The sequence below is a fragment of the Dokdonia sinensis genome (assembly GCF_003688895.1).
Taxonomy (GTDB): domain Bacteria; phylum Bacteroidota; class Bacteroidia; order Flavobacteriales; family Flavobacteriaceae; genus Dokdonia; species Dokdonia sinensis.
Map to the genome: position 1 here is coordinate 35,880 of NZ_REFV01000019.1, position 18,255 is coordinate 54,134.

General features: G+C 39.7%; 10 protein-coding genes. 9 read left to right on the forward strand and 1 reads right to left on the reverse strand.

Annotated elements, in window-relative coordinates; genetic code table 11:
- Positions 1–2 precede the first annotated feature (2 nt).
- The 7 genes from rplA (at position 3) to EAX61_RS15180 (ending at position 11,406) form a co-directional block, all read left to right on the forward strand.
- Positions 3–704, forward strand: a complete 702-nt coding sequence (gene rplA, locus EAX61_RS15150) for a 50S ribosomal protein L1 (RefSeq protein WP_121918556.1) — start codon at positions 3–5, stop codon at positions 702–704.
- A 16-nt stretch (positions 705–720) separates the two neighbouring features.
- Complete coding sequence (gene rplJ, locus EAX61_RS15155) at positions 721–1,242, forward strand: 50S ribosomal protein L10 (protein WP_121918557.1); 522 nt, start codon at positions 721–723, stop codon at positions 1,240–1,242.
- Positions 1,243–1,299: 57 nt separating this feature from the next.
- Entirely contained in the window at positions 1,300–1,674 is a 375-nt protein-coding gene (gene rplL / locus EAX61_RS15160) for a 50S ribosomal protein L7/L12 (RefSeq protein ID WP_121918558.1), read from the forward strand.
- Between the two features lie 197 nt (positions 1,675–1,871).
- Positions 1,872–5,690 (forward strand): DNA-directed RNA polymerase subunit beta, encoded by a 3,819-nt coding sequence (rpoB, locus tag EAX61_RS15165; protein ID WP_201739471.1) that lies wholly within the window; start codon positions 1,872–1,874, stop codon positions 5,688–5,690.
- Between the two features lie 100 nt (positions 5,691–5,790).
- On the forward strand, positions 5,791–10,095 hold the full coding sequence (rpoC, locus tag EAX61_RS15170) for a DNA-directed RNA polymerase subunit beta' (protein WP_201739472.1): 4,305 nt from the start codon (positions 5,791–5,793) through the stop codon (positions 10,093–10,095).
- 336 nt (positions 10,096–10,431) lie between these two features.
- Positions 10,432–10,755 (forward strand): DUF3467 domain-containing protein, encoded by a 324-nt coding sequence (locus EAX61_RS15175; protein WP_121918559.1) that lies wholly within the window; start codon positions 10,432–10,434, stop codon positions 10,753–10,755.
- A gap of 81 nt (positions 10,756–10,836) precedes the next feature.
- Entirely contained in the window at positions 10,837–11,406 is a 570-nt protein-coding gene (locus EAX61_RS15180; RefSeq protein ID WP_121918560.1) for a biliverdin-producing heme oxygenase, read from the forward strand.
- Positions 11,407–11,465: 59 nt separating this feature from the next.
- Here the strand turns inward: EAX61_RS15180 and EAX61_RS15185 are convergent, their stop codons facing one another.
- Entirely contained in the window at positions 11,466–13,070 is a 1,605-nt protein-coding gene (locus EAX61_RS15185) for a peptide chain release factor 3 (RefSeq protein ID WP_121918561.1), read from the reverse strand.
- 495 nt (positions 13,071–13,565) lie between these two features.
- Here EAX61_RS15185 and EAX61_RS15190 point away from each other — a divergent pair, with 495 nt between their 5' ends.
- Positions 13,566–14,048 carry a hypothetical protein gene (locus EAX61_RS15190; RefSeq protein ID WP_121918562.1) on the forward strand — a complete coding sequence of 161 codons (483 nt, stop codon included), beginning with the start codon at positions 13,566–13,568 and terminating at the stop codon, positions 14,046–14,048.
- Positions 14,049–14,081: 33 nt separating this feature from the next.
- A partial coding sequence (locus EAX61_RS15195) for an Ig-like domain-containing protein (protein ID WP_121918563.1) occupies positions 14,082–18,255 on the forward strand: 4,174 nt, incomplete at its 3' end.

An 18,255-nucleotide genomic window follows, 5' to 3' on the forward strand; every position in this document is an offset into this window, starting at 1 on the left:
AAATGGCAAAATTAACAAAAAAGCAAAAGGAAAATCAGAGTAAAATTGAGGTCGGACAGACTTACAATTTGTCTGATGCTTCTGCTTTAATAAAAGAAGTAAGCAACGTAAACTTTGATCCTTCTGTAGATATTGCTGTACGTCTTAATGTAGATCCGCGTAAAGCGAATCAAATGGTTCGTGGGGTAGTTACACTACCGCATGGAACAGGTAAAGATGTAAAAGTACTTGCCCTGGTAACTCCAGACAAGGAAGCAGAAGCAACAGAAGCTGGAGCAGATTTCGTAGGTCTGGATGAGTATCTAGAAAAAATCAAAGGTGGTTGGACAGACGTAGACGTTATTATTACAATGCCTAGCGTTATGGGTAAACTAGGGCCATTAGGTCGTGTCTTAGGACCACGTGGATTAATGCCTAACCCAAAGACAGGTACAGTTACAATGGATATTGCAAAAGCAGTTTCTGATGTAAAAGCTGGTAAGATTGATTTTAAAGTTGATAAAACTGGAATCATTCATGCTTCAGTAGGAAAAGCTTCCTTTGATGCTGAGAAAATAGCTGGTAATGCAAGAGAATTAATAACCACGTTAGTAAAGCTTAAGCCTCAAGCTGCTAAGGGAGTGTACATCAAGAGTATTTTTATGTCTAGTACAATGAGCCCTTCAGTAGAGGTTGACACTAAACGCTTTGCAACTGACGACTAGTCCAATATTATAGATTATGACAAGAGAAGAAAAATCAGTAGTAATTAAGGATTTAACCGCACAGTTAGCAGACAATACTAACATTTACCTTGCGGATATTTCAGGATTAAATGCTGGCGCAACATCAAATTTACGTCGCGCCTGTTTTAAAGCTGGTATCAAGTTAGCGGTGGTTAAAAATACATTGCTTGAAAAAGCAATGGATGCATCAGACAAAGATTTTGCAGAACTTCCTTCAGTATTAAAAGGGAATACGGCCATTATGATGTCTGAAACAGGAAATGCACCTGCAAAGGTTATCAAAGAATTCCGTAAGAAATCTGATAAGCCTTTATTAAAAGGAGCATTTATTGAAGAAGCGGTTTACCTAGGTGATGATCAACTAGATGCCCTTGTAGATATCAAGTCTAGAGAAGAACTTATTGGGGACATCGTTGGATTGCTTCAATCGCCTGCTAAGAACGTTATTAGCGCTCTTAAGTCTAGCGGAGGGAAACTTGCTGGTATTATCAAAACACTTTCTGAGAAGGAAGGATAAACGTGTACGCACTCAATTACAATTATATTTTATTAAAGATTTTAAAAACGATAGAAAATGGCAGATTTAAAAGATTTCGCAGAACAATTAGTTAACCTTACTGTTAAAGAAGTAAACGAGTTAGCAAATATTTTAAAAGACGAGTATGGTATCGAACCTGCTGCTGCAGCTGTTGCTGTTGCTGCTGGTGGAGCTGCTGGTGGAGACGCTGCAGAGGAGCAGTCAGAATTTGACGTTATCCTTACAGCTGCTGGTGCTTCTAAACTTGCTGTAGTTAAACTTGTAAAAGAACTTACAGGTGCTGGTCTTAAAGACGCAAAAGAGCTTGTAGATAATGCTCCTTCTCCAATTAAGGAAGGTGTTTCTAAAGATGAGGCTGAAGCACTTAAAGCTCAATTAGAAGAAGCTGGTGCAGAGGTTGAGCTTAAGTAAGCTCAGCATATAAAGCAGATAAAGGTTTAGGTTAATTGTGCTTGTTAAGAGTGCAATTTGACCTAAACCATTTGTCGTATATAACGGTCACAGTTTTTTGTGGCAGACTTTTTTTGGTTTCTCGTCTATAAATAAGAATCAAAAGTATCGACCTGCAACTGGTGCAGGTTACGTTTCTAATCAAATTTCGTTCGTTGATGATGCAAGATGCAAAACAAGCTGAAAGAATTAGTTTCTCATCGGTAAAGAACAGACCAGAATATCCAGATTTTCTAGATATTCAAGTAAAATCATTTCAAGATTTCTTCCAGCTGGAAACTAAGCCAGAAGAAAGAGGAGATGAAGGTCTTTACAATACCTTTCTTGAGAACTTCCCTATTACTGATACCCGTAATAACTTCGTATTAGAGTTTTTAGATTATTTCGTAGATCCCCCTAGATATTCCATTCAGGAATGTATCGAGCGTGGTCTTACATATAGTGTTCCGCTTAAGGCACGTCTAAAACTTTATTGTACAGACGAGGAACACGAAGATTTTGAAACCATCGTACAGGACGTTTATTTAGGAACTATTCCTTATATGACACCGAGTGGTACATTCGTTATTAATGGTGCTGAGCGTGTCGTAGTTTCCCAACTTCACCGTTCTCCAGGAGTGTTCTTTGGACAGTCCTTCCACGCAAATGGAACAAAATTATATTCTGCCCGTGTAATCCCTTTTAAAGGATCTTGGATAGAATTTGCTACAGACATTAATAGTGTGATGTATGCATATATTGATCGTAAGAAAAAGTTGCCAGTAACGACACTTTTCCGTGCGATTGGTTTTGAGCGTGATAAAGATATCCTAGAGATTTTTGACCTTGCCGAAGAAGCAAAAGTTTCAAAATCAGGATTAAAAAAATATTTAGGTCGTAAGCTTGCTGCTCGTGTTTTAAATACTTGGCACGAAGATTTTGTAGATGAAGATACAGGAGAGGTCGTATCTATAGAGCGTAACGAGATAGTTCTTGACCGTGATACTGTTCTTGAAAAAGAGCACATTGAAGAAATTCTTGAGGCGGGTGCAAAAACGATTTTACTTCATAAAGAAGATAATCAGCAGGCAGACTACGCAATTATTCATAATACATTACAGAAAGACCCAACAAACTCTGAAAAAGAAGCTGTTGAGCATATCTATAGACAATTACGTAATGCAGAGCCGCCAGATGAGGAAACTGCACGTGGTATAATAGACAAGTTATTCTTCTCAGACCAACGTTATAACCTAGGTGAAGTAGGTCGTTATAGAATGAATAAAAAATTAGGTCTTGATATCGCAATGGATAAGCAGGTGCTTACCAAAGAGGATATTATTACCATCATCAAGTATCTTATTGAGTTAATTAATTCAAAAGCAGAGATTGATGATATTGATCACCTATCTAACCGTCGTGTTCGTACGGTAGGAGAGCAACTTTCATCGCAATTTGGTGTTGGCCTTGCACGTATGGCAAGAACAATCCGTGAGCGTATGAACGTACGTGATAACGAGGTATTTACTCCTATTGATTTGATTAATGCAAAGACGTTGTCTTCTGTGATTAATTCATTCTTCGGGACGAACCAGTTATCACAATTTATGGATCAGACGAACCCACTTGCGGAGATAACGCACAAGCGTCGTCTTTCTGCTCTTGGGCCTGGAGGTCTTTCTCGTGAGCGTGCAGGATTTGAAGTACGTGATGTACACTACACGCACTATGGAAGGCTTTGTCCTATTGAAACTCCTGAAGGACCGAACATCGGTCTGATTTCTTCACTTTCTGTTTATGCTAAGGTGAATGGAATGGGATTCATCGAGACTCCATACCGTAAAGTTGAAAATGGTAAGATTGATTTAAAATCTGAACCACAATATTTAAGTGCAGAGGAGGAAGAAGGCAAGTTAATCGCTCAAGCGAATAACCCAATGAAAGATGACGGAACAATTACTGAAGAAAAAGTAATTGCTCGTATGGAAGGTGATTTTCCAGTAGTAGATCCAGATACGGTTCACTACGCAGATGTTTCGCCTAATCAGATAGCATCTATCTCTGCATCACTCATTCCTTTCTTGGAGCACGATGATGCAAACCGTGCACTAATGGGATCAAATATGATGCGTCAGGCAGTACCACTTATTATGGCAGATGCGCCTATTGTTGGTACGGGTCTGGAACGTCAGGTAGCTACAGATTCTAGAGTTCTTATTAATGCAGAAGGTGCAGGTACTGTAGAGTATGTGGATGCAAATATGATTACGATTAAATATGATCGTACAGATGATGAGCGACTTGTTAGTTTTGATGAGGACTCAAAAACTTACAACCTTATAAAATTTCGTAAAACGAATCAAGGTACAAATATCAATCTCAAGCCCATTGTGGCTGTAGGAGATAGGGTAGAAAAAGGACAAGTATTATGTCAGGGGTACGCTACCGAAAAAGGAGAGCTGGCACTAGGACGTAATATGAAGGTAGCCTTTATGCCTTGGAAAGGATATAACTTTGAGGATGCAATCGTAATTTCTGAAAAAGTTGTACGCGATGATATTTTTACTTCTATTCACATCGATGAGTATTCTTTAGATGTACGTGATACAAAATTAGGTAACGAAGAGTTGACTAATGATATTCCTAATGTTTCTGAGGAAGCTACACGCGATCTTGATGAGCACGGGATGATTCGTATCGGGGCAGAGGTAAAACCAGGGGATATCCTTATTGGTAAGATTACTCCTAAGGGAGAATCAGATCCTACACCTGAAGAAAAACTTCTTCGGGCGATTTTTGGAGATAAAGCAGGTGATGTAAAAGATGCATCTCTAAAAGCTTCTCCATCTTTACGTGGTGTTGTAATTAACAAGAAGTTATTTGCAAGAGCAATAAAGGATAAGCGTAAGAGAGCAAAAGATAAAGAGGACATCGCGATACTAGAAGATCAGTATGATGTGAAGTTTGACGAATTACAAGCAATAGTAGTTGAGAAACTATTTAAACTTGTTAATGGAAAAACAGCACAAGGTGTGATGAATGACTTAGGTGAGGAAGTTCTTCCTAAAGGAAAGAAATTTACGCTTAAGATGCTAAATTCTGTAGAAGATTACACGCACCTTACGCAAGGAACGTGGACTACAGATGATAAGACAAATGCTCTTATAGCGGATTTACTGCATAACTATAAGATTAAAGAAAACGACCTGCAAGGTAACTTGCGTCGTGAGAAGTTTACCATCTCTGTAGGAGATGAACTTCCAGCTGGAATTATCAAGCTTGCTAAAGTTTACATTGCTAAAAAGCGTAAACTTAAGGTAGGAGATAAGATGGCGGGACGTCACGGTAACAAAGGTATCGTTGCTCGTATCGTACGTGAAGAAGATATGCCATTCCTTGAGGATGGAACACCGGTGGATATTGTATTAAATCCACTTGGGGTACCTTCTCGTATGAACATCGGTCAGATATATGAGACCGTGTTAGGTTGGGCTGGTCAGAAACTAGGACGCACATATGCGACACCTATTTTTGATGGAGCAACACTAGACGAGATTAATAAACTTACCGACGAAGCTGGAATTCCACGTTTTGGGCATACATACCTTTATGATGGTGGAACAGGAGATCGTTTTGATCAACCAGCAACTGTAGGTGTGATTTATATGTTGAAACTAGGACATATGGTAGACGATAAGATGCACGCGCGTTCTATCGGTCCATACTCACTTATTACGCAGCAACCTCTTGGAGGTAAGGCGCAATTTGGAGGGCAACGTTTTGGTGAGATGGAGGTTTGGGCACTTGAGGCTTACGGAGCTTCGGCGACATTACGTGAGATCTTGACTGTAAAGTCCGATGACGTAATAGGTCGTGCTAAGACATACGAAAGTATTGTTAAGGGAGAACCTATGCCAGAGCCAGGATTACCAGAATCGTTCAACGTATTGATGCACGAGCTCAAGGGACTGGGACTAGACATTCGTCTGGAGGAGTAGTTTGAATAACGCAAGGTGAAAGTGGGTTCTTAGGAGTCCGCTTTCGCGAAAGCGTAACCTTCAAACAAACAATTTATTTAATTCGAAAGAATACAGCATTATGGCAAGAATGAATGATAAGCAGCAGCAAGCACCGAAATTTAACAAGATTTCAATAGGTCTAGCCTCTCCAGAGTCTATCCTAGGGGCATCTCGTGGTGAAGTGCTCAAGCCAGAAACTATAAACTACCGTACGCACAAACCAGAGCGTGACGGACTTTTTTGTGAGCGTATCTTCGGTCCTGTAAAGGATTATGAGTGTGCTTGTGGAAAATATAAAAGAATACGCTACAAAGGGATCGTTTGTGACCGTTGTGGTGTAGAAGTAACAGAGAAGAAAGTGCGTCGTGACCGTGTAGGACACATCTCACTAGTGGTGCCAGTAGCACACATCTGGTACTTTAGAAGTTTACCTAATAAAATAGGATATCTTCTAGGTCTTCCATCTAAGAAATTAGATATGATCATTTATTATGAGCGTTACGTGGTGATTCAGCCAGGTATTGCAAAGAATGAAGAAGGAGAAGATCTACAGAAAATGGATTTCCTTACAGAGGAAGAGTATCTAAATATTTTAGAGACTATTCCTCAGGAAAATCTATATTTAGATGACGAAGATCCGAACAAATTCATCGCCAAAATGGGTGCTGAATGTTTGATCGAACTCTTAAAGCGCATCGATCTAGATGAGCTTTCTTACGAGTTACGTCATAAAGCAAATAATGAAACGTCTAAGCAACGTAAGACAGAAGCATTAAAGCGTCTACAAGTTGTTGAGGCATTACGTGATGCAAATAAGAACCGGGAGAATAATCCAGAATGGATGATTATGAAGGTTGTGCCAGTAATTCCACCAGAATTACGTCCCTTGGTGCCACTAGATGGAGGTCGTTTTGCAACATCAGATTTAAATGATCTATATCGTCGTGTAATCATACGTAATAACCGTTTAAAGCGATTGATGGAAATCAAGGCGCCAGAGGTAATCTTACGTAATGAGAAGCGTATGCTACAGGAATCTGTAGATTCACTTTTTGACAACACGCGTAAATCATCTGCAGTAAAAACAGATTCTAACAGACCATTAAAGTCACTTTCAGATAGCTTAAAAGGTAAGCAAGGACGTTTCCGTCAGAACTTACTAGGTAAGCGTGTAGATTATTCTGCACGTTCTGTAATTGTCGTAGGACCAGAACTTCGTTTGTTCGAATGTGGTATACCTAAGGATATGGCTGCAGAGCTTTACAAGCCATTCGTGATCCGTAAGTTGATCGAGAGAGGAATTGTAAAGACAGTTAAATCTGCAAAGAAAATAATAGATAAGAAAGAGCCTGTAGTTTGGGATATCTTAGAGAATGTTCTTAAGGGACATCCTATTCTCCTTAACCGTGCTCCTACGCTTCACCGTCTTGGAATTCAAGCATTCCAGCCTAAGCTTATTGAAGGAAAAGCAATCCAGTTACACCCATTAGTTTGTACGGCTTTCAACGCCGATTTTGATGGGGATCAAATGGCAGTTCACCTTCCATTAGGACCTGAAGCAATTCTCGAGTGTCAATTATTGATGCTTGCATCTCACAATATCTTGAACCCTGCAAATGGGGCACCGGTAACGGTACCATCTCAGGATATGGTATTGGGTCTTTACTATATGACAAAGGCCAGAAAGTCGACTAAAGAGTTTCACGTAAAAGGAGAAGGGATCACTTTCTACTCTGCAGACGAGGTGACTATTGCTTATAACGAAAAAAGAGTAGACATTAACGCTATCGTAAAAGTGCGCGCCATGGACTACAATGAAGACGGAAATCTTGTTCCTCAAATCATTGAGACTACAGTAGGTCGTGTTTTATTTAACGAAGCTGTACCGGAAGAGGCAGGTTTTATTAATGAAGTATTAACTAAGAAATCACTTCGTGATATCATTGGTAATATTCTTAAAGTTACTAGTGTCCCTAGAACTGCAGATTTCCTTGATCGAATCAAAACGATGGGTTATGGATATGCATTCCGTGGAGGATTATCTTTCTCACTTGGAGATATCATTATTCCAGAGGAGAAGCACGCAATGATAGACGAGGCAAACGAGCAGGTAGATGTAATTTCAGGATCTTATAATATGGGTCTGATTACAAATACAGAGCGTTACAACCAGGTTATTGATGTTTGGACATCTACAAATGCTACGCTTACGGAACTTTCTATGAAGCGTATCCGTGAGGATCAGCAAGGATTTAACTCGGTGTATATGATGCTTGACTCAGGAGCACGTGGATCTAAAGAACAGATACGTCAGCTTACTGGTATGCGTGGTCTTATGGCAAAACCTAAGAAATCTAATGATGGAGGCGGTGCTATTATTGAAAATCCGATTCTCTCTAACTTTAAAGAAGGACTTTCAATACTTGAATACTTTATTTCTACACACGGTGCACGTAAAGGACTTGCAGATACCGCTCTTAAAACGGCAGATGCAGGATACTTAACACGTCGTCTGGTAGATGTTTCTCAAGATGTGATCATTAATAGTGAAGATTGTGGTACGTTGAGAGGTGTAGAGGTAAGCGCACTTAAGAAAAATGAAGAGGTAATAGAAACACTAGAAGCGCGTATCGTAGGACGTACATCTCTTAATGATGTGATCAATCCGCTTACAAGCGAGGTAATCGTTGCGGCTGGTGAAGAAATAACTGATGTCATAGGAGGAATAATTGGAGCAGCACCTATTGAATCTGTAGAAGTGCGTTCTGCACTTTCTTGTGAAGCTACTAAAGGTATCTGTGTAAAATGTTACGGGCGTAATCTTGCAACAGGTAAAACAGTACAGATGGGTGAAGCAGTAGGAGTTGTGGCGGCACAATCTATTGGAGAACCAGGAACTCAGCTTACACTTCGTACCTTCCACGTAGGTGGTGTGGCAGGAGGTGTTTCTGAGGCGAGTAGTGTAACGGCTAAGTTTGATGGGAAACTAGAAATAGAAGACTTAAAGACTGTAAGTGGAGAGGATAGTGAGGGCAATAAAGCAGAGATTGTTATCTCTCGTACATCTGAAGCTAAACTTGTAGATCCAAAAACAGGAATTACTTTGAGTACAAACTCAATTCCTTACGGTTCACAGTTATTCAAAAGCTCTGGAGAAAAGGTAAAACAAGGAGAAGTAATCTGTAAGTGGGATCCATTTAATGGGGTTGTAATTTCAGAATTCTCTGGAAAAATCAAGTTCGAAAGTATTGACCAAGGTGTTACTTACCGTGTTGAGACAGATGAGCAAACAGGATTCCAGGAGAAAGTTATTTCAGAGTCTAGAGATAAGAAAAAGATACCAACATTGATTATAGAGGATAGCAAAGGAAACGCGCTACGTTCGTACAACTTACCAGTAGGAGCTCACTTAATGATTGATGATGGAGAAAAAGTAAAAGAGGGTAAGATCCTTGTAAAAATTCCTCGTAAGTCTGCAAAGGCTGGAGATATTACAGGAGGTCTTCCACGTGTAACAGAGCTTTTTGAAGCGCGTAATCCATCAAATCCAGCAGTAGTATCTGAGATTGACGGAGTGGTGTCATTCGGAAAAATAAAACGTGGTAACCGCGAGATTATCGTTGAGTCCAAACTAGGAGAGGTTAAGAAATACTTAGTAAAGTTATCTAATCAGATCCTTGTTCAAGAAAACGATTATGTACGTGCTGGTATGCCACTTTCTGATGGTTCTGTAACACCTAATGATATCTTGAATATCAAAGGGCCGTCTGCGGTACAGCAGTATCTAGTAAACGAAGTGCAAGAAGTATATCGTCTACAAGGGGTTAAGATTAATGATAAGCACTTTGAGGTTGTTGTGCGCCAGATGATGCGTAAAGTACGTATTGTAGATCCAGGAGACACGATATTCTTAGAGAATCAATTGGTCCATAAGTCTGACTTTATCGAGGAGAATGATGCCATTTTCGGAATGAAAGTGGTAGAAGATCCAGGCGATTCAGAGACGTTAAAAGCGGGTCAGATTATATCACCACGTGAGATGAGAGATGAAAACTCCTTATTACGTCGCGAGGATAAGAATCTTGTTACTGCAAGAGACGTGACTGCTGCAACGGCAACTCCAATTCTGCAAGGTATTACACGAGCGTCGTTACAGACCAAGTCATTCATCTCTGCGGCATCTTTCCAAGAGACAACTAAGGTATTAAACGAAGCTGCTGTAAGTGGTAAAGTTGATACTTTAGAAGGTCTTAAAGAGAATGTAATCGTAGGACACAAAATTCCTGCTGGTACTGGAATGCGTCGTTACGACAATATTATCGTAGGAAGCAAAGAGGATCTCGAGAATATGATGGCCGAAAAGCAAGAGGTTAATTATAATTAAGAGGCTGTTTTTACTTAAGTGAAAATAGCAAGAGATAATATCCCGTTCTGAATATTTCAGGACGGGATTTTTTATTGTTGTTTTTAAATGAGATGAGTTAAGATTACGCTTTCGCGAAAGCGTATGAATCTGTATCTTCATAGCATTATATAATACTTTGTCAAGGCAGGTGACCCATAAAGTAAATAGGAATTGTGATAGACGGGAGGTCTCTAGAGTTATTGGAATTCACCTTGATAAGCAATTGAATATCATTGCAAACGGAAGAAATTTAAAATTAAATAACAAAAGCGTTAGACGGGATGAGATTTCCGCCTTCGCGGAAATTAAATTAAGATGGCAGACGAAAAAAATCCTCAGAATAACAAAAAAGGACAAATCAATATAGAATTGGATGAGGCCGTAGCACAGGGAACATACTCTAATCTTGCAATTATCAACCATTCGGTATCAGAATTTGTAGTGGACTTTGTAAATATAATGCCAGGTACTCCTAAGAGTAAGGTTAAGTCTAGAATCATCCTAACACCGCAGCACGCTAAACGACTTGCAAAGGCTTTACAGGAAAATGTCAAGCGTTTTGAAAAGGCGCACGGAGAGATTAAAGATTATGAAAAACAACCTATTCCATTAAATTTTGGCCCGACAGGTCAAGCCTAAGCTTTTGGGTGTTTTTAGTCAAAGAATGAAGTCTTACTTACTATAAACTTATTTTTAATTTAATAACGGATACATCGCTTAATGATTTTAAAACGGCTCAAGACAGAAACAGACAAACTTCATCGCGAGGTCGAAGAAGGAAATCTTGCAAAATATATAATGGATGGCTCTATCACGCAGCCTGTATATGAAAGATTGTTGCGTCAGAATTTTGAAGTGTATAAAGCTGTTGAGGACTGTATAAATAATAGATACGATGTACTTCCAGAAGAGCTTAAACCCTTTGCTGGTTATACAAAAACAAATGCCCTTGCAGCAGATATTAGGGGTTTTTCTAATCTTCCTCTTCCGCAGCCTGATAGACTCATTACACCTCGTAAGGTTTTGTCTTTAGTGGGTAAAATGTATGTTATCGAAGGATCGATGGTGGGTGTTACAATGATTGCAAAAAAGATACAGTCTTGTGGCGCGTTGAGTCATATAGAAAAACACCACTTCTATAACGCTGATTCAGAAAACAGCATGTTACGCTGGAAAAAATTTAAAGATGCCGTTGCGTCACTCAAGTTATCGGACGATGATATGGATACAGCTGTTCAAAGTGCTAAGGATACGTTTATGTTGTTTAAGAAAGCTTTCGCGAAAGCGTAAAACAAATCATAAAAAGCTTTCTTTCAATTTCTTGAATTATCTTTTTTTGTAAGTGCAACCTATTTTTTAGCCTGTCGCTCAAATTCGCTTACATAATGCATTTTTACTGAAGGATATTTTTGCTGCGTCATTTGTAAGGTAAAAGGAGAATCTGCCAAGAAAACAAGTTGACCTCTTTTATCTTTTGCCATATAGCGTTGCTTTACTCGTAAGAACTCTTTAAATTCTTCACTCTTAGGATTTTCTGGGTCTACCCAGCAAGCTTTATGAACGCTTAAAGGCTCATAGGTACATTTTGCACCATATTCGTGTTCTAGACGATATTGTATAACTTCGTACTGAAGTGCTCCTACAGTTCCTATTACTTGGCGACCATTGAGCTCAAGTGTAAATAGCTGAGCGACTCCCTCGTCCATTAATTGATCTATTCCCTTAGATAGTTGCTTAGACTTCATAGGGTCAGCATTATTAATATAACGGAAATGCTCCGGAGAGAACGCTGGTATCCCTTTATAATGAATTTCCTCACCAGAAGTAAGCGTATCACCTATTTTAAAGTTTCCAGTATCGTGTAGGCCTACGATATCTCCAGGATATGATATATCTACAATTTCCTTACGCTCTGCAAAAAAGGCATTGGGGCTCGAGAATTTTAGTTTCTTTTTATTGCGTACGTGTAAATAGGGGGTATTACGTTCAAAAACACCAGAAACAATCTTTATAAAAGCAAGACGGTCCCTGTGTTTGGGATCCATATTTGCGTGAATCTTAAATACAAATCCAGAAAAATTTTTTTCTTCAGGCCTCACGAGACGTTCCTCGCTTTGCTTGGGTCGCGGTGCGGGAGCGATAGATATGAAGCAATCTAGTAATTCTCGCACTCCAAAATTATTAAGCGCCGATCCGAAGAAAACTGGTTGCTGTTTTCCTTGTAAATATAGTTCTCTATCAAAAGGGGGATAAACGCCACTAACGAGTTCTATTTCCTCACGCAAATTATCGGCCGAGGTGGTTCCAACTAGTTCGTCTAGCTTTTTATCAGATAAATCTTTTATCTCAACCGTTTCTTCAATGTTTTTACGGCTGTCTCCACTAAAAAGATTCACATTGTGTTCCCACATATTATAAATTCCCTTAAAGTCGTATCCCATACCGATAGGAAAACTCAAGGGAGCAACTTTGAGATGTAATTTTTGTTCAATTTCATCTAGAAGGTCAAAAGCGTCTTTACCTTCTCGGTCCATTTTGTTTACAAAAACTATAATTGGAATATTGCGCATACGACAAACCTCTACAAGTTTCTCCGTTTGCTCCTCGACACCTTTTGCCACGTCTATAACCACGATAACACTATCTACGGCAGTGAGTGTTCTGAAAGTATCTTCTGCAAAGTCTTTGTGACCAGGAGTGTCTAGGATGTTGATCTTAACGCCTTCATACTCAAATGCGAGAACGGAGGTTGCAACAGAAATCCCACGCTGGCGCTCAATTTCCATAAAGTCACTCGTCGCGCCTTTCTTGATTTTGTTTGATTTTACCGCCCCTGCTTCTTGAATTGCTCCTCCAAAAAGAAGTAATTTTTCTGTCAAGGTTGTTTTGCCAGCATCTGGGTGGGATACAATCCCAAAGGTTCTACGTCTTGCGATTTCTTTAGCTACACTCATAGTTTTTTCTTGCAGGGTGCAAATATAAGCAGAAGAAAATGGTCGGGCTATCAGGGGTGGACTGATTTAGGTTTAATAGTGGCAATTGTAACGTTTAGAGATACGCTTTCGCGAAAGCAGACAGCAATTATAATGCAGATTTTCTAAAAGTTTTTGTAAGAAAAACTAGTTATTGTGTATTTGGGCGACTAAATGAGTTGTTATGTCTAAAAACCAGTAAGTTACAGTTGGGCTTTAGAAAACAATATTATATTTGTGACACCCAGCTTAGTATTCCAAATCATATTTAATCGCGCAAGCGGATAACTTAAGACGTATATTATGGGGGTAATTACATCAACTTCACAAAGGGTTCGACATTTTTTTGCAACGTGTCACGTACCATTAGCTAACTAAATTCTATTTTTTTAAGAAACATCCTTTAGGGTTTACACTAATTATTGTGTATTACTCTAGTCGGCTTGGCTTCTTATTATATCTAAATCATTTTTTGATATGAAAATTAATACACAAATAATTTTTACCATACTATTTGCCTTGACCGCTATTATTGTTCAAGCACAGGATTGTCAATCCTCTTTAAGTGTTGAAAAAAATAGATCCTTTAAGTCTGTTTCTAATTATGGTACAGTTTACAACTTATTGCTTAGAAATGATAGTAATCAGAAAAGTACGTTTCAAATCACAGCAAAACAACTTACAACAACCTGTGGTAATAAAAAGCAAGTATCCTTAAAGCCAAATGCAAAGGTTGACATTACTTTTTTAGATAATAGACTTATCAGCATAAAAGATAATAGGATTACTGTTCCTGGAAATACAACTATAAATCTTAAGGCAAAAATTAAAGCTCCCAAAGGTACTCCAGTTAATACTTGGGGCTGTGTGGAGGTTCAGGTAGCAAATGTTAATTGTAAGTCTATCTCAAGTAGTACAATTCTAAGTGCTTGGATTCTAGATCCCTCAGCTTCAGAATAATTTACTGTTATTTCAAAATTAAACTTTTTTTAGATGAAAAGATTATTACAATATAAAGGTATGGTTAAGGTGAAGAGTGTTTGTTTATTTATCATCGCTTCATTTTTCTTCACAATATCTGCTCAGGGACAATCAAATGATCCTAATGTCACCATTGAGAAAATAGCCGTGCCTAATCCCGACACCTGTAATCAATTTGATGTAACGATTAGCATAACGGGAAATCCACCGCCACAACCTGTTGAAGCGGTTCTGGTAATTGATAGGTCTGGTAGTATGGGTAATAATGGCGGACCACCAGATTCTAATGGAAATTTACCTATTGATTATGCGCAAGATGCTGCTCTAAATTTTGTAGAAGAGCTTTTTTTAGCTTCAAATAATCCTACAGGACTGAATAAAGTAGGATTAGTGACTTATGCTGATACGGCGACTCAAGACACGGGACTATTAGAAGATACTCCAGCAAATAGAATATTGCTTACAAATGCAATAAACAATATTATAACCACAGGATTCACAAACGTCCACGATGCAATCCTCGAAGCTGACGATTTATTGAGTACGCAAGGTACGTTTGACTGTGGCACTTCTAGATCTATAGTGCTTTTAACAGACGGGGTTGCTAACAGGAGAAATAATACAGATGGTACCTTAGACGGTTGTCAAGAAACTGTGGATTTAAATCAGCCTAATACTGCTGGAAATGATACAGATTGTATCACCTTTGCAATAGATGCGGGTGTTGCTGCTCAAACCACAGTTGTAGGAACAGAACTTTATGAACAGTCCATCTACTCTATAGGTCTTTTATCATTTTATGAGAATGATGCGGTAAGACTTAATAATGCGACGGTAACTTTGGAGGGGATACAAAATACTGGTGGTGCCACCGTAACCTTTGAGGCAGCAGATTTAACAGGAATATATTCTGATATTCTAGGGCAATTAGTTTTTGCCGCACGAGCCTTGCCAGGTCAGTCGCTAGTATCAAATCAGGTATCTGCTGGTTTCGACCTCGTTCCAGGTAGTATTGTTTCTAGTGAGACTCCAGATGCAAGCGATGTCACTATAAACGGTGATGTACTAGAGTGGTTCGTTGAGCAAGTTGGTAATGAGACTATAACACTACAATATTCTATCGTTGCCGAGAATGATGCTATATGCGGTGTTTCTGATTCTGGAAGTTCGGTAATTAATTATATAAATGCCAGTTGCCAGCAGTCATCTGCATTTTTTCCAAGCCCACAGTTCTGTGTACCTTGTCCAGAACTTAATGCGGCTATTGAAAGAGACGAATGTAATGATGCTATCGTTTATGACGGAACTTTTAGTTTTCGGGACGATGACGCTAATATGCCTTTGTGCGGTACTTTAGAAGATAACTTTCTTTGGACTTTTTTCCTTAATGGAAATGTAATAGGAACTTCGACCCAACTGGATGGTACTTTTAATTACACAGGAGCAGCTCCCTTTGAAGGAACATTGTCTGCGACGTTGTCCTATGATGGTACTTTTGGAGGTGGTTGTGCACTCAGTACAGATGACGCAACTACAACTACGATAATTCCGCAAGAGGTGGCGGTAATTGCTACCCCTACAGATGTTTCTTGTTTTGGGGGTAGTGACGGCTCTATTTCTTTAAGTGTTTCGGGTGGTACTCCGCCATATACATACCAATGGAGTAATGGTGCAACTACACAGAACCTTAGCGGATTAACAGCTGGGGTATATGAGGTTGTAGTGACTGATAGTGCACAATGTTCCGTACCTGTAAGCCCAGCTCAGACTACGGTAGGCCAGCCAGAGCCTATTGCTGTAAACATAACTAGAGTAAATGCTACAAGTGCGCAAGGTTGTAATGATGGAGAAGCTACTGCTATAGCGACCGGTGGAACGGCGCCTTATAGTTATCAATGGAGTGCGAGTACAGGAAATCAAACAGGGTCTACTGCCACCGCTCTTCCCGCTGGAACACATTCAGTTACAATTACTGATCAAAATGGATGTACGCTTACGCAAAGTGTTGTAGTAGACTGTACAAATACCTGTGACGCTGTTGTGGCGATTATAGGTGACGTTACAAACGTTTCTTGCGCTGGAGAAAATACTGGAGCGGCAACTGTGGGAGCCAGTTCTAATGCAAATCTAGGGGCGACTTTTACTTTTACTTGGAGTAATGGTCAGATAGACTCTGGAGTAACAACAAGTACGATTTCTAATCTTTTACAAGGAGTTTATACGGTAAGTGTTACCATAGACGGGACAGTATGTGATCCTGTTGAGCAAAGTGTTTCTATATCTGAACCAGACAGTCCTGTAAGTGTTACGGCTTCTGCCACAGATGAAACTGGACCTGGACTTTCTAACGGTACCGCAACGGCAAACCCGTCAGGAGGAACACCTCCTTATACTTACTTATGGAATACAGGTGCCACCACACAATCTATTTCTGGTTTAGCTCCGGGAACTTATAATGTTACAGTAACAGATGACAATGGTTGCACAGTACAAGTGCCAGTAACGGTTAATCCAGGGAGCTGTCTTAATCTTAGCATCTCAACAAATGCAACACCTGTAAGTTGTAATGGGTTTTCTAATGGAAGTGCTTCCTCAGTTACTACCGGAGGAACAGGACCATTTACTTATTCTTGGAGTAATGGTGCTACTACACAGAACCTTTCTAATCTGCCAGCAGGAACTTATATTGTAACTGTCACCGATTCATTTTCGGCCTGTACCGCTCAAAGTTCTGTTACCGTCAATGAGCCAAGTGTCTTAAGTTCCGGAATTGCAGTTGCTAATGTGCTTTGTCGTAATGATAATACCGGTTCATTAAACCTAACTGTTAATGGAGGCACAACACCTTATACATTTGCTTGGAGTACCGGAGCCACTTCAGAGGATCTTGTAGGTCTAGCTGCAGGTGGTTATACTGTGACTATTACAGACGCAAATGGTTGTACAACTTCAGCTTCTGCCACTATTACCCAACCAGCTACTGTTGTGGGAGGTAATGTAGCAGCGACAGATGAGAATGGAGTCACCGCAAACGATGGAAGTGCTACAGCGCAAGGAGTAGGCGGGACACCTCCTTATACATATTCTTGGAGCAACGGAGAATCTACACAGACAATTACGGATCTTGATAGTGGAGATTATACCGTGACAATAACTGATGGTAACGGTTGTACTTATATAGAGACGGTAACGGTAGGCTCGGCTAACCAAACGCCCACGGCAAACGACGACGAAGAAACTACCCTAGAAGACACACCAGTAAATATAGATGTTACAGATAACGATGATTTCGGTGCTGACGGACCTTCTATAGGAACAATTACGATCATCACGCAACCTTTAAATGGTACTGCAACGGTAAATGATAATAATACGCCCAACGATCCTTCAGATGACACCATAGACTATACGCCTGGGCCTAATTACAATGGCACAGATACATTAGAATATCAAATTGAAGATAGTAATGGGGATACCGCTTTCGCGAAAGCGGACATCACAATAACACCTGTTCAAGATGCCTTTGACGATGCGGCAACAACAGATGAAGATGAGCCGGTTCAAATTGATATCCTTGATAATGATTTATTTTCAGGCAATTATCCAGACGATTTTGAGGTCTCGGCAGTTAGAACACCTGCAAATGGAACAGTAACAATTTTGCCAAATGGTGAGGTAGTCTATACGCCAAACCCTAACTATAACGGAACAGACACTTTTGATTACACGGTTACGGTAAATCATCCTGACGGGACAACTTCTACCGAAATAGCAACTGTGGTGGTTACTATAATCCCTAAAGCAGATGTTACAAATGACTCTGAAACTACTTTAGAAGACGTTCCAGTATTAGTTGATATTCTTCCCAATGATGACTTCTCTGGAGTTTATGGGCTTGATTATGAAACAACTTCAGTAACCAATCCTGCAAATGGAACGGTAACAATCAATGGCGATGGAAGTGTGACATATACTCCAGACCTCGACTATAGTGGAACAGATACCTTTGACTATACTGTAACCGTTTTAAATGCTGATGGTACAACTGAAACAGAGACTGCTACGGTAGTTGTCACCATCCGTCCAGTAGATGCTAATGATGATAGCGCTACGACCGATGAGGACGTGGCTGTTGATATTGATGTATTTGACAACGATGTGTTGGGCGATCCTACGATTGACACAG

What these genes read in the sequence shown, in the direction of transcription:
- EAX61_RS15190 (WP_121918562.1), top strand. Translation starts at nt 13,566, where the DNA reads ATGAAAATTAATACACAAATAATTTTTACCATACTATTTGCCTTGACC.
- EAX61_RS15185 (WP_121918561.1), bottom strand. Translation starts at nt 13,070, where the DNA reads ATGAGTGTAGCTAAAGAAATCGCAAGACGTAGAACCTTTGGGATTGTA.
- EAX61_RS15180 (WP_121918560.1), top strand. Translation starts at nt 10,837, where the DNA reads ATGATTTTAAAACGGCTCAAGACAGAAACAGACAAACTTCATCGCGAG.
- rpoC (WP_201739472.1), top strand. Translation starts at nt 5,791, where the DNA reads ATGGCAAGAATGAATGATAAGCAGCAGCAAGCACCGAAATTTAACAAG.
- rplL (WP_121918558.1), top strand. Translation starts at nt 1,300, where the DNA reads ATGGCAGATTTAAAAGATTTCGCAGAACAATTAGTTAACCTTACTGTT.
- rpoB (WP_201739471.1), top strand. Translation starts at nt 1,872, where the DNA reads ATGATGCAAGATGCAAAACAAGCTGAAAGAATTAGTTTCTCATCGGTA.
- rplA (WP_121918556.1), top strand. Translation starts at nt 3, where the DNA reads ATGGCAAAATTAACAAAAAAGCAAAAGGAAAATCAGAGTAAAATTGAG.
- rplJ (WP_121918557.1), top strand. Translation starts at nt 721, where the DNA reads ATGACAAGAGAAGAAAAATCAGTAGTAATTAAGGATTTAACCGCACAG.
- EAX61_RS15175 (WP_121918559.1), top strand. Translation starts at nt 10,432, where the DNA reads ATGGCAGACGAAAAAAATCCTCAGAATAACAAAAAAGGACAAATCAAT.